The sequence below is a fragment of the Candidatus Paceibacterota bacterium genome (assembly GCA_041666915.1).
Taxonomy (GTDB): domain Bacteria; phylum Patescibacteriota; class Minisyncoccia; order Phycocordibacterales; family PALSA-1337; genus C7867-002.
The window spans coordinates 291,055-316,564 of sequence record JBAYFZ010000001.1 but is presented as its reverse complement, the minus strand read 5'-3'; the positions used below and the strand labels follow the sequence as shown (position 1 = coordinate 316,564).

General features: G+C 39.7%; 28 protein-coding genes. All 28 read left to right on the top strand.

Annotation, left to right across the window (positions count from 1 at the left end):
- Window position 1: 1 nt before the first annotated feature.
- The 28 genes from WCS89_01790 to mltG all read left to right on the top strand — a co-directional run bounded on the left by WCS89_01790 (window position 2) and on the right by mltG (window position 25,498).
- A complete protein-coding gene (locus WCS89_01790) occupies window positions 2-2,056 on the top strand; it encodes a hypothetical protein (GenBank protein ID MFA6554218.1) in 2,055 nt (684 codons plus the stop codon).
- Between the two features lie 145 nt (window positions 2,057-2,201).
- Complete coding sequence (locus WCS89_01785) at window positions 2,202-2,390, top strand: hypothetical protein (protein ID MFA6554217.1); 189 nt, start codon at window positions 2,202-2,204, stop codon at window positions 2,388-2,390.
- 4 nt (window positions 2,391-2,394) lie between these two features.
- Entirely contained in the window at window positions 2,395-3,000 is a 606-nt protein-coding gene (locus tag WCS89_01780; protein MFA6554216.1) for an N-acetylmuramoyl-L-alanine amidase, read from the top strand.
- 4 nt (window positions 3,001-3,004) lie between these two features.
- Window positions 3,005-3,181, top strand: coding sequence for a hypothetical protein (locus tag WCS89_01775; protein MFA6554215.1), 177 nt, complete (start codon window positions 3,005-3,007; stop codon window positions 3,179-3,181).
- Between the two features lie 170 nt (window positions 3,182-3,351).
- Entirely contained in the window at window positions 3,352-4,308 is a 957-nt protein-coding gene (locus WCS89_01770) for a DNA adenine methylase (protein ID MFA6554214.1), read from the top strand.
- Window positions 4,309-4,310: 2 nt separating this feature from the next.
- On the top strand, window positions 4,311-5,168 hold the full coding sequence (locus WCS89_01765) for a type II restriction endonuclease (protein MFA6554213.1): 858 nt from the start codon (window positions 4,311-4,313) through the stop codon (window positions 5,166-5,168).
- 6 nt (window positions 5,169-5,174) lie between these two features.
- Entirely contained in the window at window positions 5,175-5,936 is a 762-nt protein-coding gene (locus WCS89_01760) for a DNA methyltransferase (protein ID MFA6554212.1), read from the top strand.
- A gap of 81 nt (window positions 5,937-6,017) precedes the next feature.
- A complete protein-coding gene (locus tag WCS89_01755; protein ID MFA6554211.1) occupies window positions 6,018-6,170 on the top strand; it encodes a hypothetical protein in 153 nt (50 codons plus the stop codon).
- Window positions 6,170-6,709, top strand: coding sequence for a hypothetical protein (locus WCS89_01750; GenBank protein MFA6554210.1), 540 nt, complete (start codon window positions 6,170-6,172; stop codon window positions 6,707-6,709). The genes WCS89_01755 and WCS89_01750 overlap by 1 nt, the downstream gene beginning before the upstream one ends.
- A gap of 243 nt (window positions 6,710-6,952) precedes the next feature.
- The gene (locus WCS89_01745) at window positions 6,953-8,713 is read left to right on the top strand and encodes a DUF2326 domain-containing protein (protein ID MFA6554209.1); all 1,761 of its coding nucleotides are present in this window, start codon (window positions 6,953-6,955) and stop codon (window positions 8,711-8,713) included.
- A gap of 48 nt (window positions 8,714-8,761) precedes the next feature.
- On the top strand, window positions 8,762-9,640 hold the full coding sequence (locus WCS89_01740; protein MFA6554208.1) for an endonuclease NucS domain-containing protein: 879 nt from the start codon (window positions 8,762-8,764) through the stop codon (window positions 9,638-9,640).
- Between the two features lie 135 nt (window positions 9,641-9,775).
- Window positions 9,776-10,018: a hypothetical protein gene (locus WCS89_01735; GenBank protein MFA6554207.1), complete on the top strand. Its 243-nt coding sequence runs from the start codon at window positions 9,776-9,778 to the stop codon at window positions 10,016-10,018.
- Window positions 10,019-10,167: 149 nt separating this feature from the next.
- A complete protein-coding gene (locus WCS89_01730) occupies window positions 10,168-10,959 on the top strand; it encodes a hypothetical protein (protein ID MFA6554206.1) in 792 nt (263 codons plus the stop codon).
- The gene (locus tag WCS89_01725) at window positions 10,940-11,185 is read left to right on the top strand and encodes a hypothetical protein (GenBank protein ID MFA6554205.1); all 246 of its coding nucleotides are present in this window, start codon (window positions 10,940-10,942) and stop codon (window positions 11,183-11,185) included. The genes WCS89_01730 and WCS89_01725 overlap by 20 nt, the downstream gene beginning before the upstream one ends.
- The gene (locus WCS89_01720) at window positions 11,169-11,831 is read left to right on the top strand and encodes a hypothetical protein (protein MFA6554204.1); all 663 of its coding nucleotides are present in this window, start codon (window positions 11,169-11,171) and stop codon (window positions 11,829-11,831) included. Before WCS89_01725 ends, WCS89_01720 begins: the two co-directional genes overlap by 17 nt.
- A complete protein-coding gene (locus WCS89_01715) occupies window positions 11,812-12,498 on the top strand; it encodes a ThiF family adenylyltransferase (GenBank protein MFA6554203.1) in 687 nt (228 codons plus the stop codon). The genes WCS89_01720 and WCS89_01715 overlap by 20 nt, the downstream gene beginning before the upstream one ends.
- A 39-nt stretch (window positions 12,499-12,537) precedes the next feature.
- Window positions 12,538-12,843: a hypothetical protein gene (locus WCS89_01710; GenBank protein MFA6554202.1), complete on the top strand. Its 306-nt coding sequence runs from the start codon at window positions 12,538-12,540 to the stop codon at window positions 12,841-12,843.
- 84 nt (window positions 12,844-12,927) lie between these two features.
- On the top strand, window positions 12,928-13,245 hold the full coding sequence (locus WCS89_01705) for a YerC/YecD family TrpR-related protein (protein ID MFA6554201.1): 318 nt from the start codon (window positions 12,928-12,930) through the stop codon (window positions 13,243-13,245).
- 373 nt (window positions 13,246-13,618) lie between these two features.
- Window positions 13,619-14,350 carry a hypothetical protein gene (locus tag WCS89_01700; protein ID MFA6554200.1) on the top strand — a complete coding sequence of 244 codons (732 nt, stop codon included), beginning with the start codon at window positions 13,619-13,621 and terminating at the stop codon, window positions 14,348-14,350.
- 399 nt (window positions 14,351-14,749) lie between these two features.
- Window positions 14,750-15,667, top strand: a complete 918-nt coding sequence (locus WCS89_01695; protein ID MFA6554199.1) for a tyrosine-type recombinase/integrase — start codon at window positions 14,750-14,752, stop codon at window positions 15,665-15,667.
- A gap of 38 nt (window positions 15,668-15,705) precedes the next feature.
- Complete coding sequence (locus tag WCS89_01690; protein MFA6554198.1) at window positions 15,706-15,852, top strand: hypothetical protein; 147 nt, start codon at window positions 15,706-15,708, stop codon at window positions 15,850-15,852.
- Between the two features lie 717 nt (window positions 15,853-16,569).
- Window positions 16,570-16,734 (top strand): hypothetical protein, encoded by a 165-nt coding sequence (locus tag WCS89_01685; protein ID MFA6554197.1) that lies wholly within the window; start codon window positions 16,570-16,572, stop codon window positions 16,732-16,734.
- A 341-nt stretch (window positions 16,735-17,075) separates the two neighbouring features.
- Window positions 17,076-17,609: a hypothetical protein gene (locus tag WCS89_01680; GenBank protein MFA6554196.1), complete on the top strand. Its 534-nt coding sequence runs from the start codon at window positions 17,076-17,078 to the stop codon at window positions 17,607-17,609.
- 84 nt (window positions 17,610-17,693) lie between these two features.
- On the top strand, window positions 17,694-18,716 hold the full coding sequence (locus tag WCS89_01675; GenBank protein MFA6554195.1) for a virulence RhuM family protein: 1,023 nt from the start codon (window positions 17,694-17,696) through the stop codon (window positions 18,714-18,716).
- 64 nt (window positions 18,717-18,780) lie between these two features.
- The gene (gene leuS / locus WCS89_01670; GenBank protein ID MFA6554194.1) at window positions 18,781-21,774 is read left to right on the top strand and encodes a leucine--tRNA ligase; all 2,994 of its coding nucleotides are present in this window, start codon (window positions 18,781-18,783) and stop codon (window positions 21,772-21,774) included.
- A gap of 145 nt (window positions 21,775-21,919) precedes the next feature.
- On the top strand, window positions 21,920-22,972 hold the full coding sequence (locus WCS89_01665) for a sigma factor-like helix-turn-helix DNA-binding protein (GenBank protein ID MFA6554193.1): 1,053 nt from the start codon (window positions 21,920-21,922) through the stop codon (window positions 22,970-22,972).
- 236 nt (window positions 22,973-23,208) lie between these two features.
- Window positions 23,209-24,486: a hypothetical protein gene (locus WCS89_01660; protein ID MFA6554192.1), complete on the top strand. Its 1,278-nt coding sequence runs from the start codon at window positions 23,209-23,211 to the stop codon at window positions 24,484-24,486.
- 49 nt (window positions 24,487-24,535) lie between these two features.
- Window positions 24,536-25,498, top strand: a complete 963-nt coding sequence (gene mltG / locus WCS89_01655; protein MFA6554191.1) for an endolytic transglycosylase MltG — start codon at window positions 24,536-24,538, stop codon at window positions 25,496-25,498.
- The last annotated feature ends 12 nt before the right edge of the window (window positions 25,499-25,510 follow it).

The window sequence follows — 25,510 nt, the reverse complement described above, 5'->3', positions numbered from 1 at the left end:
TATGCTTACCAAAGAACAAATTGAGGAAAATATAAATGCACTTGAAAGCCAGGGTGCGAGCCACGATGAAATTCAGGAGTGGCTTGATTCTTTGCCCAAGCAATCAGCGACCGTGGAGTCTCCAAAGAAAGATGGAGTATTTAAAAAAATAGGCAAGGCTCTTATTTCGAGCGAGCTTAAATTCGGGAAAAGCATAGCCGATGCTCTACCCTCGTTCGTTCCTGGAAGTGCGGCATGGACAAATAAACAGAATGAGGAGCTCATGAAGCAACATGAGGATATCGCTAATAATCTCTTGAAAACAATCAAAGAAAAGAAAGCTCGAGGTGAGGATACAACTCGCTTGCAGGAAGCACTTCAACAGCATCTCAAAGATACTAGCAAGCCACCGATCGATATAAATGAAACAAATGCGAGCGTGAATAAAAGTGCCAAGCAGATATTCGGTGAAGGTCTCGGAGTAGCAACAGACATCGCATCTTTTGGAACTTATGGCAACGCAGCAAAAGGAGCGAAGACAGGCAAACTTCTTGTATCAGGAAAAATGAGCGGTGTTCTTGCAAAGGCATTACCGGAAGGCGCATCAACAGTCTTCCAAAAAACTGTACCTACCGCTACATCAAAACTTGCAGCATTCGGGAAAGGTTTTCTTGAGGGTACAAAGACTGCGGTCCCGATTGGCGCAGGCTATGGAGCTTCAGCATCAATGCAAGCTGATGAGGATATTCCTACTATTTTGAAAAAATCGCTTACAAGTGCAGGCGTGTCTGGTGTAATTGGTGGCACGCTTTCAGGTTTTGCAAATATGAGAAATGTAAGTCCTGAGACTTTGAAAAAAGAGGCGATCGAAAGCTATAAGCGAGGCCTCAATGCCACAAAGGAGAAATATAAAGAGCAGGCCGACAAGATTATTCCTGATCTTCTTGATGAGAAGACATGGGGTACAAAGAAACAGCTTATTAAAAAAGCAGAGAGTGGAATCAGACTCTCGAACGATGAATATGCAAAGCTCGGAGAGCTTCAAGGAACTGTCGGTACAGATGGATTGCTACAAAAAATTGATGACGAGATAGGGAATTACTCACAAGGTGGTCGAGCATTCACGGAAAAGACAAATGCTATTCAAACCACCATCGACAACCATCTCAAAACTGCCGCACAGATTATCGATGATCCGGCAATGGCAAAACAGATTAAGAAAGCCGGGGGTGTTTCTGCGATCATTGCCGATTCAAAGAAAAACATTGTCGATCAGCTCCGTCACAACGGAATAAATGATATCGGAGATCTTATCGACAATCTCGATCTCTCCAAAATGGACAGCCTCGACGAATATAGTCGAACACTTAAGCATGTGGTCGCTGAAGCGATACCGCAAAAGCCAATCTCAGTTAACTCCTCGAGAATTAATCAGCTCAAGAAGCTTCGTGCCGATATCGAAGCCCTGCACCTCTATAACCAGCCTACGAGTGCTTATCAGCAGGATCTTCGAGAACTTGCCCAGGATTACGGCGATGTTGTCTATGAGACTCGAAAGAGCTTGAAGACAGTCGACGACAACGGCATGCTCTCGCAAGTACGAAAGGTCGATGGGGCAATTAGAAATCTTCTCAACACAAATAATCCTGATTACGAGAAGATCAACAAAGCCTACACCCTGAACTCAAGACTCTTCGATATTCTCGATGAGACTGCGAAGCGTCGAGAAGCTCGCCCTCTTATTTCATGGTTCAACACAGTCGTGGGAAGTAGCGGAGCAACGGCAGGCGGTACTGCCGGAACGTTTATCGGCGGTCCCGTCGGCACAGTCGTCGGATCACTTACTGGCGGAAGCGTGGCAGTCGGACTTACATCGCTTTTGAATAGCACTTGGTACAACACACTCCAGGCCGTTCAGAAAGCGAAACTGGCAGAAAAGCTGATGGAGATCGGTAGTTTGAACACTGCAAAGTACTGGGTTCAGATTTTGAACTCTCAAGGTGTGAAAGGGGTCAACCAATTCCTAAGTACGCCAAAAGAACAGCTAGACCAGCAGTCACCAGGAACGCAAGAATAGCCCCTATAACAATACCAACCAATCCGAGGTATGCACCGCCGATAAATATGAAAACGAAAAGCAGAATACAAATCAAAACATAGTACATAAACACTATGTACCCATAGAAAAAGAATCAAAGCAAATATCCTTCAACCAAAGCATCATGGAAAAGAGAATCGAAAAAATCGAAGATCAAATCAGAGAAATCAAAGACAATCACTTGAGCCATATTCAAGAGGATCTTGCTGTTGTGAAGACAAACCAGGAGTGGATCATGAAATTCTTCTGGATCGTCAGCTCGGCATCAATCGCTGGTCTGATCACTGGAATTATTAACCTAATGATCAAATAAATTTATGAACATACCATTTCAGCAGACTCCAAACTATGTAGCCGGTCCCACAAAGAAGGGTGTTATTGTCCTTCATTTCACCCTTGGCTCATATCTTGGGGCGGTGAGTTGGCTCATGAACGCCAATCGGACGAACCGATCGTCATCTCACTTTGTGATTGGACGAAAAGAAGGAGAAATTACTCAACTTGTGAAAATAACTGACATTGCATGGCATGCAGGCGTAATCAGTAACCCAAACGATCGAGCTAAGCGAGTGATGAAAAAGAATCTAGACAGCTCGTGGGTAAATCCGAATCAGTACACGATCGGAATCGAGCTCGCAGCCGGATATGACGTGGATCAAGATGGTGTGGTCGAACCAAACGAGAATGACATTACAGAGTGGCAATACCAACAGCTTACCGAGCTCGTAAAATCTTTTGCAAATAATCCTGATACGGCATTCGTGCTTAATGAAAAAAATATCATCATTCACGGCGACATTGCCTATTACAAAGAAAAGCCTGAGATTGTTCGTTCAGAACTTCTCAAGCGACTCTTTCCAGTCCCACCGGTAAGTAAAGAGGGAATCAAGTCTCAAATTATCAGCTTACTTAATCAACTTTAAACGTATGCAAATATATCAATCAGCATCAAAATTAGTCTTCGTTTTACTTACTATTACGGCATGTGCAGGCTTTGTCATGGGAAAGCTACCAGTAGATCAATTCATGATCCTCGCCATAGCCGCATCATCGTTCTACTTCTCAAATAAGGGTGACAATACTCAACCTTTTGCCGGAAAGTAATCAAGATAAATCAACAAAACCTATAACTTAACAAAGTACTAGGTTTTTTGTTGTTGCCTAGACTTCCCAAAAAGCTTCCGGTATGTTCGTGTGTGTTTATAAATAAGGCTTATGTAAGCAGGTTTTTGCAGGCCTTTAGTAAAAACAAATTAAATGATAAAATATAACCAATGACTACACAGCAAGCTATTAAGGAAATACAATCAAAGTTTGATGTAAATGCTATTTTTGCACATAGAGCGTTTCTTCTTGCCGATAAAACAAATCTTTTTGACGATGTTGCAAGAATTATTTCAGAAAAACCAAAGCCTTTTATAAAGTGGGTGGGCGGCAAGCGTCAGTTACTTGCACAATTTCGTGGATTAAATTTATATCCCCCAGAAAAGTTTGATATTAAGACAGGAAAATATTATGAACCATTTGTCGGTGGTGGTGCTGTGTTTTTTGACCTTCTTCCAGCAGAAGGATACCTATCTGATTTAAATAAAGAGCTTGTTACAACCTATAATGTCATTAAAAACGATGTTGAGAAATTAATTGTTGCACTCAAGAAGCATGATATTGATAAAGATTATTTTTTGAAGATTCGTGCGCTAGATTGGAAAACACTTAATGATGTTGATGTTGCTTCTAGATTTATCTTTTTGAATCGAACTTGTTTCAATGGAATGTACAGAGTGAATAGTAAAGGTGGATTTAATGTCCCTTACGGCAAACATACTAATCCTTTGATTTGCGATCAGGATAATTTAAGAAAGGTTTCCAAGGCACTACAGGACATTGATATAAAGCACCAAGATTACAAAGCGGTACTCAAGACTGCAAAAAAAGGTGATTTTATATACTTTGATCCTCCATATTATCCAGTAAGCAAGACGGCATCGTTCACATCGTACACAGCAGAATCATTCCTTGATAAAGAACAAATAGAACTCAGAGATACGTTCCTAGAATTGAATAAGCGAGGTTGCTACGTAATGCTCTCGAACTCAGACACGCCATTCATAAATAAGATTTATTCAGGTTTCAAAGGTATACGAATTAACAAGGTTGAGGCTGGCCGAGCCATTAACTCAAAAGGATCAGGTAGAGGAAAAATCACCGAGGTTCTCATAACAAATTACTAAACATGAAAAAAGATTTTAATAACTTAATAACAACATTCAAAAGCTCAATTAAAACTTGGGATTATTTCGTCAATTGGAACAAGGTATTTTCTAACAGTTCAGAATTAGAGATAGCTCTAAATAAGCTTAACTACCTGCTCGGTAAGGAAAATTTAAAAGAGGAATTTGTAAAACTATATAGCTCAAACCCAGACATAATAAAAGCTCTACCTGTTCTATTAGCGGTTAGAGAAAACAAACTAGAAATATTTGATAAGGCTACAAAGAACTCCGAATTCTTCGATTTTTCTGGTAAAGAAAAGGATGCTGACAAATATTTTGAATTCCTAAGCAAATCAGGTCTTGCAAAACTATTTCAAAAAGACGGTATAAAGAATCTCGTTGATTATGTTATGGGCGTAGAAGTCGGTCTCGACAGTAATGGTCGTAAGAATCGTGGCGGTACTCTGATGGAAGAAATAATAGGAACATTTCTCACTGATTTTTGTAATAAAAATGGATATGAATGTCTTGCACAGGCACGTCCTAGTGCGATAAAGGCTAAATGGGGTTTTGATATAAAAGTAGACAAGTCAGAAAGAAGCTTTGATTTTGCAATTTATAATACAAGCAATAAAAAGCTTAAATTATTTGAAGCAAACTTTTACAATGGCGGTGGCTCAAAATTAAAAGCTGTTTGTGGAGAATTTAAAAGTCTAAATGATGAACTGAAGTCTCAGGATATTGATTTCATCTGGATAACTGATGGATTAGGCTGGAACACAACCAAGAGACCACTTGAAGAAACATATAACCATAACGAGTATGTATTCAACCTAAACATGCTCGAATCCGGTGCGCTAAATGAACTAGAATGGTAAATACCCATGGCAATAAAGAAAGCTACAGAATTAAAACTGCACCCGGAAGAATTCGAACTAGAATGTACAACGGTCTGGGCTTTTCCTCGTCGTGGTAATTGGGCAACTCATACATCAGATTGGCGGGGTAACTGGTCCCCAGAAGTAGCTCGAAATCTCATTCTTCGATACTCAAAAGAAGGTGATGTTTTACTTGATTCAATGATTGGTGGTGGTACTACAGCAATTGAGGCAAGGATTCTGAATAGAAATATTATTTATTCTGACGTGAATCAAGTAGCACTTGATCGTACAAAGAAATCTCTAAATTTTAAGGTTGATAATAAAGCGTGGCAAAGAGGATTCAAGTGGGATTCACGTAACCTATCAAAAATAAAAGATAATACTGTAGACTTCGTACTCACTCATCCACCATATGTAGATATCATTAAGTACAGTGAAGGAAAGTTAGTAGACGACCTATCAAACATTAGTGATATTGATGTCTTTTGTGATGAGATGGAAAAAGTTGCAAGAGAATTTTATAGGGTTCTAAAACCCGGCAAGTTTTGTGCAATCCTTATGGGAGATACGAGGCGAAAAAAATTGTACCAGCCACTCGCATACAAAGTGATGGATCGTTTTTTGAAATCAGGATTGCTTCTCAAAGAAGACATCATAAAGAGACAATTCAACTGTAAAGCTACTGGATTCTGGGTTACAAAATCAAAGGAATCAAATTTTTTGCTAATAATGCACGAGCATCTATTTGTGTTTCAAAAAATCTAAGAATTACTACTTTTGAGTAGTCTGGGAGTCGGTGAATAAAAAGTTAACATTGCACGCCATTAGTGCTATAATTATTTTTATATGGAAATCACTTTAAATGTCACAATTAGCTTTATTATAGGTCTGACGTTGGGAGGTGTTGCAATGCATTTTTACTGGGTTAAGAAAATCCAAAAGACGAAGGGTGATAAGTCACCAAACGTTATGGGCGATCGAAACTCAGTAAAATATTAATGGCAACAAATATTGATCAAAAAACCATAGGCGGCCAGTCACCAATAATTTTTGGAAATGACAATAAGGTTGAATATGGGAATAAAGTAAAGCTTGCGAATGAAGTGAATACAATGCTTCAGGTGATTAATCTTATTCCTGAAATTGCTCGCGAAAGAGGTGTTACACCCGATCTGATTGATTACCCAAAGGATTTTTTCAAAAAAATTGAGGAGCGTTTTGCTGAATATAAAGACACGCTTAAATCTAGATTCGGAAATTTGCATGTTCTATATCGGAGCTCATACGATGAGGCTAAGAACAATTCGGGTATAGATGAATTTGCCTACGAAGAACTCTGCAGTTATTTAAGGAATCTAAGCTTGCAAATACTTTCTGAGAAGAAGAACAATCCCGTAGACGCATTGAATTCCTTATGTAAATTATTTGCAGATAAGTTTGAAAATAGTGCAGAAAAAAGTTTTAGTTCTGAGGCTGTCGAGTATTTTTTGTATAAGCAGCTGATAGAGTGTAACGTTTTTCCAAACCCACTCGAATAAATATATGACAAGCAATATTTTAATATCACAAGATCAGGATATAAAAGACTCAAGCGTATATGCTGGTTATTTAGTTTTGAAAGAGTTGAAAAACCAGGAAAGGATTTCTATTTTCGATCTCTATGAAATTTTGAAGCAAAGTGGTAGACAATTTAATTATAGTAATTCAATGTATGCTCTAATTTTTTTGTACATGAACGGACTAATTGATTTTGATGAGCCATATATTTATCGCATAAAATAATGATTACAATTCGACGATTATCATTTGAGCCAAAAGAATTCAACAAAAAGGAACTTAAATCCATAGAATTTGACCGTGGCTTGAATTTTATTGTTGGAGAAAAATCTGAGAACATAGAAAATAAAAAAGAACGAGAAAAGATGAATGGTGTGGGTAAATCATTGCTTATCGAGGCTATAAATTATTGTTTTCTTAAAAGGGCAGATGAAAGTAGAATCACAAAAATACCTGATATTAGTCTCAATCCAAAAATATACATATGCTTAGATATAGAAGTTGAGTCTAAAAATCGAATCAGAAAAGTTACAATCAAACGCAATCGAGTCGAGAATGATCCAATTATTATTGTTGTCGACGATGATGAAAAAACCTTTGATAAACTTGAAGAAGCAAAGAAATATTTGTCGTACCTCCTTCTTGATGACACCAATCCTGATAAGCCATCCTTCAGGAGCCTGCTATCAATTCTCATAAGAGAAGAAGACAGCCTATATAGCGATATCTTGAAGCCACACCGGAGCTCTTCAGTCAGTTCCTTTGAGGATTTACTAAAGCCACATTTTTATCTTTTTCAAATCAATTTAGATATTATCGAAAAAATAAAAAAGGTTTCCCAAGATCTAAAAAATGTATCTAAAACTACTGCAGATTTGAGGCAGGACTTTAGAAATGCTGGAATTGAGGTAAAAGAGGTTGCTTCTCACATAAATGAGCTGAAGGACAGTATAGAAAAGCTTAATTTGGCCATCGAAGAGTTACATCCATCAGAGGGGATGGTGCAACTGAAAGATCGCCTTAACGATCTTCAAATTCAGCTTGAAAAGTTAGTGACTACAAAAGCAAGCAAGGAATATCTAGTAAAAAAGATAAAATCTCTTCCACAGCTTGAGAAAATAAATACAAAACAGGTTCAAATCATATACAATCATTTTAAGACCGGGCTTGGTGATATGGTTCAGAAGTCATTCGATCAGGTTGTTGAATTTAAAAAACAAGTCGACGATTTCCAGAATACGCTAATGGGTGAAAAACTTAAGGAGCTTAATGTTGAGATTACTGCAGTCGATGAACAAATTTCAAGAATTGATAATGAAATAGCAAAAATCTACTCCAAGACGGAAGCAAAAGAAGTCATAAATGGCATTAAAGAAGCCGTTAAACTTGAGCGAGAAAAAAACATGGAGCTTGAGAAGCTTTCCCAAACATATGAAATATTGCAGGCTAAAATATCCCAACAGAAGTCCCTTAAAAAGAAGAAGGAAGGTTTAATTGAAGAACTCGAGCAGACAATCTTTAAAATACAATCTACAGTATCTGCATTCGAAGATGATTTAAAGAAAATGCATGACTATATAGCGGGGAACAAGCACTGTCAGTTTCAAATTAATGTTAACGAATCTTCTGCTAGTTTTGTTGAATTTGATTATAGAATCAAATTGGATGGAAGCTCCGGTATTAATCGGATAAAAACATTCATATACGACACATTGCTAATGGTAAATAAAATCACTTCTGAGAGACACCCTAAATTTCTCATACATGACAATATTTTTGCATCTACTGGTCGCGATGATATGGTTCGTTCTCTCAATTATCTTTTCAACCTTTCAAAAAAACATCAATTCCAATACATCCTAACTATTAATAAGGATGAATTTGAAAGCATTCAAAAAGATTTTGAATTTGATATAGAAAAAGTTAAGAAGGCTGAGTTTACAAGAGCAAAGCCTTTCCTCGGCTTCGAGTATTCAGAGCTATAAAACTGGACAACGCCTCTATTTCGTAGTATTATCTTTTAATTAAAGGAAATGCCGATATTTAAGATAAATCAAAGAAAGGCGAACCAACTCAGTCTTAAACGTGATGGTTTTGGAAATGAATTTGAACTTCGTGATTTTTTTGCTGAAAATTTGGAGGAAATTCTCGGGGTAAGATTTCTTGCAAAGGAATACCAAACTACTGACGGAAGGATTGATACACTTGGTATTGATGAAAACGATTCTCCGGTCATTATCGAATATAAATGGAAAGAGAACGAAGAAGTGCTAGCTCAGGGTTTGTTTTACTTGAACTGGTTACTTAAAAATAAGAAGCATTTTGAACTTCTGGTAAAAGATCGTCTTGGTGATAAAGGTCATGTGAGCTGGGATCAGCCGCGTGTGATTTTAATTGCTCAGGGATTTGATAGATATATAAAAGCTGCGGTCCAGACAATGTCTAATGTTGAATTGAAAACCTATACTTTATACGATGGAGACGTGCTACATGTAGAACCTCAGTATAGTCCTATGCCAGAGAAGACAAATGGGAAGAAAGCTCAATCTATTGAAACGGGAAAAGAAGAATACAATCTTTCCTATCACACTGGAATCACGACTCCGGAAATGCAGAAAAAGTTTAACGAAATCCGTGATTTGATTCTGAAATTGGCGTCTGTTGAGGAAAAACTCGGACAAAAGACTGGTATTACTTACCGCACCACAAAAAGCTTCACGAGATTTGAGTTTAGAAAGACTTGGATTCAGGTGCTACTTAGAGATCCAAAATATCCGAGCGATGAGCAGAAGATGGTCAAAGATATAACTAGCAATGAATGGGGATATAGTGGGATGGTAAAATTTGATATCGATACTGACGTAAATTATCTTTTTGATTTAATTAAGGAATCCTATAATTCGACATTGTAAGATTATTGACACAACCTATTAATTATGTTAGGTTGTGCTCAGATTCCATAGGCTGAAAGATTGCCTTAGGAACACGCGGCGCGTTGCCGCAAGGTCATTGAAATCGCTGGTTTATCCAGCAAAGGAGCAAGTCATATGGTCCATAAACGCCATGCAGGATTCGTGGTGGGCAGAAATGCTTCTCGCGACAAGCCGGTCTGGAAGGTGCGGGTCAAAGATCAGCAAAGCGAGCACGACGGACAAAAATTTGTCGTCGCTTCAACACGTAACAACTTTGAGCTTGCTCAGGGTCTGAACGTTACCTTCCTTGTTGGCTCTCTGGATGGAGAGCAAGGTCAAAAAGTGCTTCGGGCGGTTGACGTCTGCCTGAAGGACTAGTCAAAACCACGTCAAGAAAGTCAAGAGGTCAAATAATGAAGACTGGAACCATTGTTGCGTTCCCGCAACGGAGTCTACGAGGCGAAAGTCTCGCTGGACTCAAGACCACTCGTCTCCGTATCAACGGTGACGCATGTGTCGGTGTTCAAATGGAAGACCTTGGTGAACTCTGCGAGATTCTCGGCGTGGCCAAAAGCCAAGTCACGAAAGTTCGAACGGATTACCAAGGCGTCTATCTGGGACATTTCAGCCAAAACGGTCATACGAGCGCCAAAGGGAAACCCAAAGCGAACTCACAAGACATTCTGAAGCGCAAATACATGGAGCTCTGCGGCTACAACCGCAAGGCCGAGCGTGTGCGCGAGCTGAAGCAGGAGACTACGAAGTTGCGTGCAGGTATTGAGAAATGCCAAGAACAGCTAGTAGGTTTCCTTCGTCGCTTGGAAGAAAAACAGCAACAGCTACAAGTTGTTGCTGGGACTGATGAAGCTTCACTTGCTCGGTTCGGTGACGAATTTGAGCAACTGATGAAGCATCCAGACATCGAGCGACTAGAGGTTGTCGGCAAAAAAATCGTGGCTTATACCGGTCCCATTTTCATAAACTACCGACAGGTTGATTATGACATTGGCCGGTTCAAGATCGCGATCGATTCTGTCGGCAAGGATGGGGCGGTGAGAATGATGAATCTTACTCGCACCCCGGATGGCTATCACCATCCACATATTGAAGCGTACGGCGTGCCTTGTCTCGGCAATATCCAAGAGGTTCTGCCTCACATGATTGCGGAGCACAAATACGCTGCAGCTGTATCGGTATGCATCCAGTACCTCAAGAGCTATGAGTGCTCAGATCAGTATCGTCCGTATTCGGAAATATTCAACTGGCCAGTTGCCAAAAAGAAGAAGGGAGGTAAGCGGAATGAAAACGCCGAATCATAAATACCAGATGGGTGTGGTTTGTGTTTACACGAATCGCGGCACATCGGGGTATACCGGCAACGACGGTAAACGCTGTCGTATCACCCGCCTCAAACCTCCCGAAGAATGGGCACAGGGAGAACCGGAGTACGTCATCCAGTTCCTGGAAGGGAACGGCGGCTTCGGAGTCCGAGAGTGCGAACTTCAACAAACCAAGAAAGGAGCAAAACGTGAAAAATCAGTCTGACATCTACACCGGTCCAGGCTTTGCCGAAGAAGCAATAAAGCCGTTGGTTCCGCATGAGGCGGAAGCGAAGATCGAAGTGATGACCGAGATGCAAATCCCGACCATTCTTCTGTCTCTCGAGGCGTACACCGATACGCACTACATCATGGAAGCTGCGGGCAATGACGAGGTGGGGTGGCTTGGCACCGTTCAAAAACTGGACGGCGACAGGTATCTCATCGGCAAAGTGTTCCTCTTCAACCAACAGGTGAGCGGAGCGCACTGCGAATTCGATCAGGGGAGCATCGGCAAGTTCTACACGGACATGCTGAAGCAGGACCCCGCGAACAAGTCGGTCCTCAACTCCATGCTTTTCTGGGGGCATCTGCACCCGGGAGACATGACCGAGCCGTCGGGCCAGGACGATGAACAGATGGAGCTCTTCGCTCATAATCCGTTCTTCATTCGCGGCATCTTCACTCGAGGAGGCAAGTGCGTCTTCGATTTCTTCGACTATACGCAGAAGGTGAAGATCACCGACTGCCCCTGGCTTATGCACCTCGGAGACGATACCCGTCGCAAGACGATCGCCGACGAGATCAAGGCCAAGGTCAAGAACGGTTCATTCCATTCGAAAGGAGGGGGATATGGCGGCCGCAAAAAATAAGCCGACAAGCGAACCTGACTACTGGCGACAGCTCGACATCTTCGCCCCGTCAAACTTCAAGAAACCAATCACGGTGATCGGCGTCGGTGCAACCGGCTCCTACATCGTCTGGCTCTTGGCCAAGATGGGGTGCAAAGACATCACGGTCTATGACTTCGATGAGGTGGAGAATCACAATCTGCCAAATCAGGTCTTCGGACTTGCGGATGTCGGAAAAAAGAAGGTCGACGCGCTGGCTAAGGCGGTCGAAGCCGGCACCGGCATCAAGATCAAAGCGGTCTCCAAGAAGTTTACAAAGGGATCGCTGAAAGGAATCGTTTTCGTGCTCACCGACACAATGGAGAGCCGCAAGACGATCTGGGAATCGTCTGTCCGCTATCAGCTCAAGGTTGACTTGATGATTGAGACACGGATGGAAGCCGAAGGCGGTCGCATTTATGCGATCAAACCAGCAATGCCAAATCAGATTGCGGCGTATGAAAAAACGTTGTATTCTGATGCTGAGGCGGAAGAAAGCCCCTGCACGAGGCGAGCAATCGCTCCGACAGTGGCAACTCTCGCTGGCATGGCGGTGTTCACAATGATCAACTTTGCGAATAACAAAAAGTTCGCGAACGAGGCGATCGTTTCGCTCTCGCCGCTGATCGTTCTCAGCAAGAACTACTAAACCTCTGAACCTTGAAAGGAAAATACAGTGAAAAACAGAATGAATCAGTTGGCGGCGACTGCTGAACGGCCGCATGTGGAAGTGTTGGATCGGCCCGAGACGACAAATCTCCCCGATTGCACAGTCATCCAGAAGGACGCCATTGCGAGCGTGGGCAAGATCCCTGGAGAAATCCAGGAGGTCCCGCTCACGAAGAAAATCACGATTGGCGCACTCTTCGCAGTCATCGGCATCAAAAACTTGGAACGTTGCGAGATTCAACGCAACGGCCAGGAAGCCAGTGTCGATGACATCGTCGAATCCGGCGATACGATCCTCGCGATCGCAAAGATTCGCGGTAATTAGTTCCTTGGTCCATAGAATGGACACACGGGCGGTAACTTTGGAAACAAGGTTACCGCTCTTTTTTATGGTATAATAGTAAAAAATATGACAGATGAAGAAAAAAATGGAATATGGTCTGAGTTAGAGCAAAAGTCTCCAGACTTGCTCAAGGTGTTTTTGTCGCTCAAGAATGAAGACGAGCTCAAGGCTTTTTTCAGAGATCTTATGAGTGAAAGAGATCTTCGTGAATTTGCTATGCGTTGGGAGGTTGCAAAGAAACTAGATGCAGGTGTTCCATTTTCTCAAATACAAGAAGAATCAGGTGAGTCTCCAGTAACGATCACAAAAATTAATCGTTGGCTGAAAGAAGGTTGTGGAGGCTACAAAATGATGATCGACAGAATGAAAGGTGAGCAAAAATAATTAGTATTCTGTTACTATTTCATATAAACTAGACATGGTGTGTTCTTTCAATGTAGTCACTTAAACAACCATAAAAAAGGAGGTTCCTATGCAATCTGCCAATTCGGCACTTGGTCAGGGAACCTGCGTGGTTTCCTTTGACGTAGCAAACAGTATTCAATCATTCCGCTCAAAGGGTCTCCTGGTCCCAAGCCAAGAAGATCCGATGTTTGAGCAACTGCGCCAGAGTCTTCTCGAAAGGGTAGTCAGAGCGTTAGGAAACGTCACGATTTGTCCTATCGATAAGAATGAGCTCAGAATTAATATCTGGGAGCAAGTTCATGGTCGTATTGCTGGTAACAACCGGCACGCAGTCCTGGTCACATGTTCCGAAATGTCTGACCTGAATTCCGGTGATGAAAAACTGAACCTAAGCATTAACCGACTGTTTGATACGGACGGAAAAATGCTCGGGTACGGTCCCCGTCCTGGATTTGATTATTTGGATCGTCAGTTCGATGAGCTGGCTAGGAAGATTTCTTATCGTCCAGTAATTCTGGCTAAGGAAGGAGTGTTCAAGGGTAACACTTGCCTTTATATTCTTAAGGAACTTGAAAATCGAGGTGTTGAAATTGCAACTGTTATCCTTGGATTCTGTGATAACGGAGCAAGGACTGTCATTCAGCCAGCATTCCAAGGCGAGCTCGTAATTGTTCACGCCTTTGAGAATCTAGTCGAATGGATCGCTGATCGAGACCTTATTCCATTCATGCCAGGATGCGGACGTGTAGTTGGTGAACCTAAAGCTCACAGCTTTGCACCAATTCAGACAGTCGAAGGACATAGTTGTGCATTTCCATATATCTTGCCATTCGGCATGATTGAGAAATGGACAAGTCTGCCTACCGACAACGCTCGAGAGTTATCCGCCTTCTTTCTAGAGATGGCGATTAGCCTCTTTGATCGTATAGGAAGGGATACGGGACGTGAAATCATGGTAGGAGAGCTCCTGGGAAGGTATCCTAGGGTATCAATGCCTGTAAATGTGGGTGACAAGACCACTCCGCAGTATCGGAATGTGGGCGTGGTGAGTTTCCTCGAACAAATGCGAGAAAGAATCGCATAAAACTGTCGCATCGCCTAAGAAACGGTGCGACTTTTATTTTTTATGTTCAAAATACCCTTATTTTGCTTGACATTTTGACTATTTTCATTTTACAGCACTACAAAATAGAAAGTCCTTCTTGACAATAGCTAATCACTACACTAGGATGTAGTGCACAACCGAATATGAACCCATTGTCCCGAGAGGGATTAGGCTATTGAAACAGCCTGATGCTAGCAATGGACTTGACCTGAGCATTTATCTTGCTAATTCATGTAGGGATAGTAAGATGATAATGCATATCCGAAAGGGTATGTATCCCAAGCTTGGGAATGACGTAAGCCGATTAATTCATTAAGAAGCTGACGTCACCAAAAGTCCACTTTGACTAGCATCGAGTGGACTTTTTGGTTGACTAATATGCTATTCAAAGATGCTATAGATGAATTTACAAATTGGCGCACGTTTAAGATAAACGGTACCACTACCAGAGGCAATGACAAAGACCTTCGTCTTTTTTGCCTATTTTTGCGTAACCCACAGATTGAAGACATCACGTTAAATAACATGATGGAATATTTGAATTTAATGAAAGAGATCGGATGGTCGCATAATAGCTTCGTTTCAAAATGCATGGCATACAAGAAATTCTTCGAATTCTGTAACCTCAGAGGTTGGAGGGTCCTCAACGAAAACTTGATACCTATTCCTCAGAAGGAATACAAGATACCTCGAGTTGCGACTCAGGAGGAGTACAAAAAATTGCTCAGTGTCATTCCTCAGAATACTGATCCTAGAAATGTAAGAAACGAAGCAATTGTGAGATTGCTCTGGGATACCGGTGCTAGAAACGGAGAAATTATGGCACTTGATATGGATGACTTGGATCTTGTAAACAACAAAGCACTTATTAAAACTGAAAAGGCAAAAACTCGTAGACCATTACGAGAAATTTTCTGGACTGAAGAAACCAGCAAGGCGATTCAGAAATGGATTGAAAGACGAGAAAGATTCAAGCGTGGAAATGTCCTGCGTGATCCTAATGCATTATTTATATCAATCCATAACTCTGGTGCAAACAAAACTAGGGGATACAGATTCAAACAAAGCGGTGTTTGTGAAATGCTTCGAGGCTATTCCAATAAAGCAGGTCTTGAAAAGAATATGAATGCTCACTCAATGAGACATTACATGGGTAGAAATATTATAGAAAAGGGAGGATCGAACTCTGACGTCACAAATATTCTCGGTCACTCCTGTATTGAGAGCTCAATGGTTTACACAATGATGTATGGAAAACAGGCTGAACAAAGATATCGTAAATTTAGAGGAAAATAGGCCTTTGTGAAATAAGAAGCACTTGGTATAATTACCTGGTGAAGAACAAGGCAGCACAAGCGCTCGGTAAAAAGGGCGGTCAGAAGACCAAGAAAAAGTATGGTAAAAAACACTACCAGACTATTGGTCGTTTGGCTGCAAAAGTGAGGTGGGGAAAACACAAGCCAAAGGAGCTTGCTATGTAACAACCGCTTGGTATAATCCTTGTTGTAAGCAAATTGAAAATTTAACAAAAAAGGCTTGCTCGCCTACTAAGGCCGTAAAAGGGCATTTGTGGGCTTAATAGACGAGCAAACTGGCGTTTACGCCGATTTATAGGGCTATTTTAACAATATAGCCCTCGTGTTGAGAAGATGGTACTGTCATAGAGTTTAGGATATAAGAAACTGGACAGAGCGTAAATTAGACGGTAATGTGCCATATAGTTCAACCTTAACCAGGAGTTCTTATGATTGGACCTATAGCAATACATGTTCATCTGATGAATCAAGGTGTTCCGTCCTCCACAATGGCGGATTTGCCTGGGTTTATCTGGTTTACAATCATCCTTGTTGCGTTCACTTATCTCGGAGCACTTGCGTGCGCAAAAATTGCACACAGCACTGAGTAGGTCGAAAACGACACGGAAAACCCCACCATCTAGCGAAAGCAGAGGTGGGGTTTCAACTTTATGGAGACGGTAGTGTCATAGAGTTTAAAATCTAAAAATTAGAACGTAGAACCAGCCATCCTATTATTGGTAAGATGTTAAAGATTGCCAAGAGAAAAAATATGATACTGACAGCGTATCTTTTCTTAAGTCGAATATATTGAACCCCTGCGTAAGTATATCCGATTAAAAACAGAACAAGGATTATAAACCACAAATTAGGACTGATGGCAGAAATTTCAGAAGATAGGGCGTGGATCGCAATGTTAATCAAAATTACGATACTGAATATGAAATATTTCATACTAGTATCATAACATATGACGAAGATGGTAGTGTCACGAAGTTTAGGATAAAAAAATACACCACCCAGAAAGATCGGGGCGGTGTAAGTACACAGGAAGCTTTGAAAGAGTAGGCGTTGGCCCAGAATACTGACTTAACAGCGACACTTTTAAAGCTTGATCTGCAATGGAGCTCTAGAGTTATTGTATCACAAAATCACCCCCCTCCCGGGGGAGGGGGATCAAATCTGTAGTTGATACCCCTAGGGGGTATCTGAATAGGGTTTAAGGTTTATGGAAATCTAGGTAAAAGGAAAGAGGTCAGTGATCTCGAGATTAAAATAATCTGGATCAGTAATTTGACACCACCTACAATCTCATTGTAACCTAAAACTAAACTGCTCTTTAAAAGAATTGGACTATCCAATCGCTTGAGGTATAAAATCTCGAGTCCTATGAGTAGTGGAAAGTATAGATGAAAAAAATCAGAAGTTGGAATCAGACGTTGTTTAGTTGGAATCTGACTGAAGGTTTGAGAGAGGGTTTTCGCACTGACCTTGTAGTTCTCACTGACCTTGTAGATAATGTCTCTGGTCATGTAATTAGGCTCAAGGCTATTCAGATAAAATCGGAGATGGGTCGTATGGTCGAACTTTCTATTTCATTGGACGGAGAGATTCCACGAGAGATTTTTGAGAGGATTAATTCCAGGATCTTCCAGTTACTTTTTGAGGAATTTGAGAAATCTATGTATTATGAGGCTGCTGTTCGTCGTCATCATATAAAAAAATCAGATCTCAACTGGACATTGGAAATTCCACGAGGAAAGCATTTTTGTGAATTTGCAGTTGACCTCGGTTACAAAGTCATCAAGGCTTTTGGAATCTCCACTCACAAAGTGGACCTTCCCAAGTTCACTTTTCAACAAGTCACCCATGTATTCCATAAAGGAGAATGGATGTCGCTCGACGATTACTATTGGAGAAATTTTGTCTTTAGTCCCAAATAGCGTCACAACCCCACTTAGTAGCGAAAGCGAACAGTGGGGTTTTCCTTTTGAAACATTCTTCATTTTGAGCTATGATTCTCGGATATGAAGAAGACTAATTTTCTACAAACTACTGCTCAGTTTCTCATTTTTTCAACAGAAAATGGTGATCCTAAAGTCGAAGTCCGTATAGAAGGAGAAATGATTTGGCTAACCCAGAAGTTGATAGCTGAGCTTTTTGATACTACACCACAAAATATCACGCTTCATTTGAAGAATGTTTATGAAATTGGTGAATTAGTGAAGGATTCAACTTGTAAGGATTTCTTACAAGTTCAAAATGAAGGAGGGAGAGATATTGAGCGTAGTCTAACCTATTACAATTTAGATGCGATTATTGCAGTAGGGTATAGAGTAAATTCTAAAAGAGCTACACATTTTCGTATCTGGGCAACACAGGTGCTTCGTGAATTTATTATTAAAGGGTTTGTGCTTGATGATGAGCGTTTGAAACAGGGTAGAAAGTTATTTAATGCAGACTATTTTCAAGAACTACTTGAACGCGTTCGCTCAATTAGGGCGAGTGAGCGTCGTATCTACCAACAAATAACAGATATTTTTGCTGAATGTAGTGTTGATTACGATAAAGATTCCAGTATCAGTCATGAGTTTTATGCAATGGTGCAGAATAAATTTCACTTTGCAATTACTGGTAAAACTGCTCCAGAGATAATTTATAATAAAGTAGACTCTAAAAAACCACATATGGGTCTTTTGACGTGGAAGAAATCACCAGTAGGTAGAATCTTACAATCTGATGTTATCGTTGCAAAAAATTATTTAGAAGAAAACGAAATTAAGAAGTTAGAACGAACGGTTGTAGGTTTTTTTGATTATATTGAAGGTTTGATTGAAAGAAGCAATACATTTACGATGAAAAAATTTGCTGAAAGCGTAGATAAGTTTCTTTCTTTTAATGAGTATAAGATCCTTGATGGAAAAGGACGTGTTTCTAAAGCCGATGCTGATTCAAAGGCAATTTTTGAATACAGGGAATTTAATAAGCACCAAAATATTGAATCTGATTTTGATAGAGAAGTGAAAAAGATAATTGGGGCTAATAATTGAACCACAAAAATAAATCACATTTTCCTTTTGAAACATTCTTCATTTTGAGCTATGATTCTCGGATATGAAGAAGACTAGCCAAAAAACCAAAAAGACAGCCGTAAAGGTTGCAAAGAAGGTGACTGCGAAAGTTTCGGTTTACGATTCTGCTAAGATAGAGAAAAAGTGGCAAAAGAAGTGGGAGAGTTCCAAGGTTTTTAGATCTAAAGAAGATAATAAGAAACCGAAATATTATGTGCTAGATATGTTCCCATATCCATCTGGTGAAGGTCTCCATGTTGGTCATCCAAAAGGTTATATAGCTACCGATATCATTTCTCGTTACAAGAGAATGGCTGGATATTCTATCCTTCATCCAATGGGATTTGATGCTTTTGGTTTACCGGCAGAGAATTATGCTTTGAAAACAAAAACCAATCCAGCGGATTCTGTTAAAAAGAATGTAGCTAGGTACAAAAAACAATTGGAAATAATGGGTTTTGATTACGATTGGTCACGTGAAGTTAATACTACTGATCCAAAATATTATAAGTGGACTCAGTGGATATTTTTGCAATTGTTAAAAAAGGGTTTGGCTTATGAATCGTTTGAACCTATCAATTGGTGTCCTTCTTGTAAAACTGGTTTGGCAAATGAAGATGTAGAAGATGGTCACTGTGAACGTTGTGGTACGTTGGTGGAGAAGAAGCCTATGAGGCAGTGGGTTTTACGTATTACTGATTACGCAGAGAGATTGCTCAATGATTTGGATGCTAAGAAAAATCTTGATATACCACTTCTTGATTGGCCGGAATCAATAAAGATCTTACAGAGAAATTGGATAGGAAGAAGTGAAGGAGCAGAGATAAAGTTCAAAATTAAAAATCAAGAATCAAATATAAAAAATGACGATACAATAGACGTATATACAACTCGTCCAGACACATTATTTGGTGTGACTTATGTTGTTTTGGCACCAGAGCATAAGTTAGTGACAGAATTTTTGAAAAATATTGAGAATCGTCAAGAAGTAGAGGATTATATAAATAAAACCAAGAAACAGACTGATATTGAACGTACGGATGCTGGTAAAGAAAAGACTGGTGTTGAGTTGAAAGGTGTCAAAGCAGTCAATCCTGTCAACAATGAAGAGGTTCCTGTTTGGATAGCGGATTATGTTTTGGCTGAATATGGTACAGGAGCTGTCATGGCAGTACCAGCACATGATGAGAGGGATTTTGCTTTTGCAAAGAAGTATGGGTTACAGATAAAACAAGTTATTGCACCTTACGCTACTAATAGCGAAGGAAAAGATCATGTTAGACCAGATAAAGAAACCGTTAAGAGAAAAACGATTTACGCTCTTTTATTAGATGAGAAAAATGATAGGTTTTTGTGTTTGGATTGGGAGAAGTTTAATTGGCATTCGGGGATAATTGGAGGAGTTGATGATGGTGAATCATATAAAGATGCTGCTGCTCGTGAAATAAAAGAAGAAACAGGATACATTCATATTGAGTATGTAAAAGATTTAGGTATGGAACAACATAATCATTTCTTTGCTGCTCATAAGGATGTTAATAGGTATGCTTTTGGGCAAGGCGTACTTTTTAGATTATTGGATGAGGAAAAATCAATAGTAAAAGAAGAAGAAGTTGTCAACCATAAAACAGTTTGGATAAAAAGAAGTGATATGAAGACTTGGTTGAATCTTTCTGCTTTTGAATTGATGTGGAATGCTTATATCTCCAACTCCAATTGTTTTACTGGAGATGGAAAACTTATCAATTCCGGCAAATTTGACGGTAAATCTTCCGGATCAGTTAAGAAAGAAATAACAGAATCGGTTGGTGGACAGTGGGTTACAAAATTCAAATTACGAGATTGGGTATTCTCTCGCCAACGTTATTGGGGTGAACCAATACCAGTCATTCGCTGCGAAAATTGTGCTCTTATAAATCCTGAAGGAAAAGGCATTGTTCCTGTACCAGAAAAAGATCTTCCTGTCATTTTGCCAAGAGTCAAATCTTATGAACCTACAGGAACAGGAGAGTCTCCACTCGCTACTATTTCAAAATGGGTAAATGTAAAGTGTCCAGTCTGCAAAGGTTCAGCCAAAAGAGAGACCAATACTATGCCACAATGGGCGGGTTCCTCTTGGTATTATTTGAGATATGAAGATCCAGAAAATAACAAAGTTCTCGTTGACCCAAAAAAGGAAAAGTATTGGTCACCAGTTGATGTGTATGTAGGTGGAGCTGAACATGCTACTCGACATCTTATTTATGCTCGCTTTTGGCATAAATTTTTGTATGATATCGGCGTGGTTTCCAATATAGAACCATTTTTGAAACTTCAACATGTCGGTCTTATCATGGGGGAAGATGGTAGAAAAATGTCCAAACGTTTTGGAAATGTTATCAATCCTGATGAAATAGTTGGAAATTACGGAGCCGATTCCCTCAGACTTTATGAGATGTTTATGGGTCCTTTTGATCAACAGATTGCTTGGAGTACATCTAGTATAGTTGGTACTAGGAGATTCATTGAACGTGTTTGGAAACTTCGAGAAAAGGTTGATACGAAGGGGAAACTGGCACAGCCCAAAGAGTGCGCAGACGTGGATGCGATTATCCATAAAACTATAAAGAAGATCACTGACGATATTGAAGCAATGCGTTTCAATACAGCTGTGAGTGCTCTTATGATCGCCATAAACGAATTGGAAAAATCTGTTTCTATTAGTCGCAAACAGTACGAAACTATACTCCAGTTGCTCGCACCATTTGCTCCACATTTTACTGAAGAACTATGGTCCTTACTTGGTAACAAGAAATCAATACACGTCTCACCATGGCCCGTATATGACCCCAAAAAGGTGGTGGAAAATGAGGTTACTATCATGGTTCAGGTTAGTGGGAAGATTCGCGGTTCATTCACAGCTCCGACCGATACAAGTAAAGAAGATATAGAAAGACTAGCCAAAGAAGTTCCAGAAGTTAAGAAGTGGCTGGAAGGGAAGGAGATTCGTAAAGTTATTGTAGTCCCAAATAAGCTCGTAAACATAGTTGTTGCCTAAGTATTGACAAAATACCCCCCAAAGTGTTAATGTGAGCATATCAGTTTAGTTTTGTATTTATAGTAAATCCACACATGATTGACTTTAATACAAGAGAATGATAAAACAATAAGAGTAATTTCAACTTATTTATTAATTAAAAAATATGGCCACATCAACCATTTCATTCAAGCCCAAGCAGACCGTAAAGAGACTACTTTCGTCTCTACCTGACCGTGCTCGTGAAGTTATCATTTATCGTTACGGTTTGGGTAAAGATGTGAAGCGTATGACTCTCGATGCTATCGGCAAGATTTACGGTATTACCCGTGAACGTGTTCGTCAGATTGAGAACTACGCTCTTTCCAATATTCGCAAATCTGATGACTACACAAAGGAAAAAGCAGTCTTCAGTGAGATTGAAACTCTACTTCATTCTCTAGGTGGTATCGTCGTTGAGGATGATTTCCTCGGACATGTTTCAAAAGACAAGAGTCTACAAAACCATGTCTTCTTTTTGCTAGTAGTCGGAGAACCTTTCCGTAAGATGAAGGAAGATGATGAATTCCGTCATCGCTGGCATGTAAATGAAGCTCTTGCCAAAGAAGTTGAAGGAGCTCTCCGAAAATTGTATTCCAACCTCAACAATCAAGACCTACTCCCAGAATCAGAAATGGTCAACAAATTCCTCGGTCACTTAGAAGATGTTTCTGAACGTTATAAAAATCAAGAAGTTGTAAAGCGCTGGTTGCAGATCTCAAAAGCTATTGGTAAAAATCCACTAGGCGATTGGGGTGTCTCAGCTTCTCCAAATATCAAAGCAAAGGGTATGCGTGATTATGCATTCTTGGTTATTAGAAAGCATGGTTCACCTATTCACTTCCGTGAAGTTGCAAAACAGATTACAACTATGTTTGATAAAAAAGCTCACGTTGCTACTACTCACAATGAGCTCATCAAAGATCCTCGTTTCGTACTAGTCGGTCGTGGTCTATATGCTCTAGCTGAATGGGGTTATGCACCAGGAGTTGTCCGTGATGTCATCCGTTCAGTCTTGGTCAAAAATGGTTCAATGTCTAAGGAAGAAGTTATTGATAAGGTAATGAAAGAAAGATACGTAAAGGAAAATACCATTATCGTCAACCTCCAAAATCCAAAGTATTTCAAGAGAGATAAAGATGGTAAGTATTCACCAGCAGGAGAAAAGGGAAAAGCCTAACATATAAAAAACATCCCGTGTTGGAAACAATGCGGGATGTTTTTTAGTGCAAAATGATGAGCGTAATCATCTAGTTAAAAGTGAAAAGTGCAAAATGCAAAGTTTTAGTGAAAAGTTATTAAGTTCCTTAACTATTCACTAATAACTACAACTTTGCATTTTGCACTTTTCACTTTGCACTAAACCATACTTTGCACTTATAGCCTCTTGCCCTCTCTCTCTGCTATAATATACCCATGCCTATAGATGTAACAGCTTCTTCTGTACTCCAGTCATTCCAAACGACCTTCATTCCTCAGTCTATCCAATTCATTATCGCTCTTGCGCCAATCGCTCTTGTATTTCTTTTGGGTGATATTTTTTGGAGACTTTGGGTTGATTATATCCGTGGTAAAAACTTTTTGAAAATAAAGAAGACATTACTGGAACTCAAATTACCAAAGGACACTTTCAAGTCTCCAAAAGCTATGGAAGTCTTTTTGAATTCACTTCACAATACTGCAGATGGTAGTAAATACAATCAATATTGGAAAGGTGAAACTAGACCATGGTATTCACTTGAACTTATTTCAGTAGAAGGTGTTGTTAAATTCTTTATTTGGACTGAGGATGCTCGTAAGCAAGGTGTGATGTCGGCCTTATATTCTCAGTATCCTGAGATAGAGATAAAAGAGGTTGAAGATTACACTAGATCAGTTCATTTTGATCCAAAAGAAATCCGTATTTGGGGTGCTGAATTTAAGTTTACTCACAAAAATGTATCTTATCCTCTGAAAACTTACGTTGATTACGGATTGGACAAAGATCCAAAAGAGGAGTTCAAAGTTGATCCAATGCTACCGTTGATTGAATTCCTCGGAAGTGTGGGTCCAAATCAACAAGTTTGGATGCAGATTCTTATTCGTGCTCACGTCAAAGATAAAATTAAAAAAGGAAAGCTCTTTGAACTCGGTGATTCATGGGAAGATGAAGCAAAAAAAGAGGTTAATGAAATAATGAAACGTGATCCAGATACGAAAATAGCTGGGACAAAAGATGAAGCGTCAGGGTTTACAAAAATGCCAACTATCTCTGAAGGTGAAAGAGAAGTTATTACAGCTATTGAAAGAAGAATAACCAAATTGCCTTACGATGTCGGTATTAGATTTTTGTATATAGCCAAAAAAGATATATTTAATACCCAATTTGCTGTTGGGGGTATCATTGGAAATATGAAGCAGTTTAATGCTGGGCATTTGAACGGTTTCAAACCAAATGGAGATAAGTGGCATCCTAGACTTGGTGATCCGTGGCTTGATTATAAAGATTGGAGACGTAATAGGTATGGAATGTTGGCTTTGATGGCTTACAAACGTCGTTCATACTTCTACACACCTTTTGAAGCAAAACCTTTGATTATGAATACCGAAGAGTTGGCTACGATTTATCACTTCCCAGGATCGGTTGCACAGACTCCAAACTTGGATCGTGTTCCTTCCAAGAAAGCACAGGCACCAGGCAATTTGCCGATTTAGTCGTCGAAGCTCGCCAGAGCGAAGGCGACTTTATGTATGTTAAAGATATATGTTAAAGATTTTTTCCAAAAAACTTATCATCACTACTTTGGCTGTAATCACAGTTATTATTTTTGTTGGAATCTATGCTTCTATAGCGCCAAAAGATTTTCCTACAGATAGAACTATTATCACGGTAAAATCAGGACAATACTTATCTCAAGTTGCTGACAATTTGACTAAAAATAATATTATAAAATCACCTACACTGTTCAAAATTTTTGTAGTATTACTTTCTGGTCATCGTAGTGTAAAAGCGGCTGACTACCTCTTTGATGAACCACAATCAGTTTTGAGGGTTGCTTACAGGTTCATAAATGGTATTCAAAATCTACCTAAAATAAAAGTTACTATTTACGAAGGTAGTACTGCCAAGAGTATTGGAGAGACTATTAAAAAAAGTATTCCAAAATTTGATTTGCAAACTTTTTTGGTGCTAGCTAAGCCTTATGAAGGTTATTTGTTCCCAGATACGTATTATTTTTATGAAAATGTTAAACCGGATGATGTTGTAGCCCAATTGCGTGATACTTTCAATCAAAAAATTAAAACAGAGTTACTTGCTATTCAAGCTTCGGGGAAGTCTTTGGAAGATGTTATAAAAATGGCTTCTATTGTAGAAAAAGAAGCTTCTAGTACTAAAGATAGAAAGATTATCGCAGGAATATTGTTACAGAGGATAAAGATCGGTATGCCGTTACAGGTTGATGTACCGTTTTATTATGTTCTCAATAAAAAAGCTGGCGAAGGCATAACTTTGGCTGATCTCGCTATTGATTCACCTTATAATACTTATAAACATACTGGTTTACCACCAACGCCTATTTCTAATCCCGGTCTTGATTCTATTGAAGCGGTTTTGACGCCGACGAAGACAAATTATCTTTTCTATTTATCTGATAGTAAGGGTGGTATGCATTATGCTGTGGATCATAATGGTCATCTTGTGAATAAGGACAAGTACATTCCGTAGATTTTGTGTTAC

Excerpts from the sequence above, each read along its gene's own strand:
- WCS89_01790 (MFA6554218.1), top strand. The coding sequence starts at position 2 with ATGCTTACCAAAGAACAAATTGAGGAAAATATAAATGCACTTGAAAGC.
- WCS89_01785 (MFA6554217.1), top strand. The coding sequence starts at position 2,202 with ATGGAAAAGAGAATCGAAAAAATCGAAGATCAAATCAGAGAAATCAAA.
- WCS89_01780 (MFA6554216.1), top strand. The coding sequence starts at position 2,395 with ATGAACATACCATTTCAGCAGACTCCAAACTATGTAGCCGGTCCCACA.
- WCS89_01775 (MFA6554215.1), top strand. The coding sequence starts at position 3,005 with ATGCAAATATATCAATCAGCATCAAAATTAGTCTTCGTTTTACTTACT.
- WCS89_01770 (MFA6554214.1), top strand. The coding sequence starts at position 3,352 with ATGACTACACAGCAAGCTATTAAGGAAATACAATCAAAGTTTGATGTA.
- WCS89_01765 (MFA6554213.1), top strand. The coding sequence starts at position 4,311 with ATGAAAAAAGATTTTAATAACTTAATAACAACATTCAAAAGCTCAATT.
- WCS89_01760 (MFA6554212.1), top strand. The coding sequence starts at position 5,175 with ATGGCAATAAAGAAAGCTACAGAATTAAAACTGCACCCGGAAGAATTC.
- WCS89_01755 (MFA6554211.1), top strand. The coding sequence starts at position 6,018 with ATGGAAATCACTTTAAATGTCACAATTAGCTTTATTATAGGTCTGACG.
- WCS89_01750 (MFA6554210.1), top strand. The coding sequence starts at position 6,170 with ATGGCAACAAATATTGATCAAAAAACCATAGGCGGCCAGTCACCAATA.
- WCS89_01745 (MFA6554209.1), top strand. The coding sequence starts at position 6,953 with ATGATTACAATTCGACGATTATCATTTGAGCCAAAAGAATTCAACAAA.
- WCS89_01740 (MFA6554208.1), top strand. The coding sequence starts at position 8,762 with ATGCCGATATTTAAGATAAATCAAAGAAAGGCGAACCAACTCAGTCTT.
- WCS89_01735 (MFA6554207.1), top strand. The coding sequence starts at position 9,776 with ATGGTCCATAAACGCCATGCAGGATTCGTGGTGGGCAGAAATGCTTCT.
- WCS89_01730 (MFA6554206.1), top strand. The coding sequence starts at position 10,168 with ATGGAAGACCTTGGTGAACTCTGCGAGATTCTCGGCGTGGCCAAAAGC.
- WCS89_01725 (MFA6554205.1), top strand. The coding sequence starts at position 10,940 with ATGAAAACGCCGAATCATAAATACCAGATGGGTGTGGTTTGTGTTTAC.
- WCS89_01715 (MFA6554203.1), top strand. The coding sequence starts at position 11,812 with ATGGCGGCCGCAAAAAATAAGCCGACAAGCGAACCTGACTACTGGCGA.
- WCS89_01710 (MFA6554202.1), top strand. The coding sequence starts at position 12,538 with ATGAATCAGTTGGCGGCGACTGCTGAACGGCCGCATGTGGAAGTGTTG.
- WCS89_01705 (MFA6554201.1), top strand. The coding sequence starts at position 12,928 with ATGACAGATGAAGAAAAAAATGGAATATGGTCTGAGTTAGAGCAAAAG.
- WCS89_01700 (MFA6554200.1), top strand. The coding sequence starts at position 13,619 with ATGTCTGACCTGAATTCCGGTGATGAAAAACTGAACCTAAGCATTAAC.
- WCS89_01695 (MFA6554199.1), top strand. The coding sequence starts at position 14,750 with ATGCTATTCAAAGATGCTATAGATGAATTTACAAATTGGCGCACGTTT.
- WCS89_01680 (MFA6554196.1), top strand. The coding sequence starts at position 17,076 with ATGAAAAAAATCAGAAGTTGGAATCAGACGTTGTTTAGTTGGAATCTG.
- WCS89_01675 (MFA6554195.1), top strand. The coding sequence starts at position 17,694 with ATGAAGAAGACTAATTTTCTACAAACTACTGCTCAGTTTCTCATTTTT.
- leuS (MFA6554194.1), top strand. The coding sequence starts at position 18,781 with ATGAAGAAGACTAGCCAAAAAACCAAAAAGACAGCCGTAAAGGTTGCA.
- WCS89_01665 (MFA6554193.1), top strand. The coding sequence starts at position 21,920 with ATGGCCACATCAACCATTTCATTCAAGCCCAAGCAGACCGTAAAGAGA.
- WCS89_01660 (MFA6554192.1), top strand. The coding sequence starts at position 23,209 with ATGCCTATAGATGTAACAGCTTCTTCTGTACTCCAGTCATTCCAAACG.
- mltG (MFA6554191.1), top strand. The coding sequence starts at position 24,536 with ATGTTAAAGATTTTTTCCAAAAAACTTATCATCACTACTTTGGCTGTA.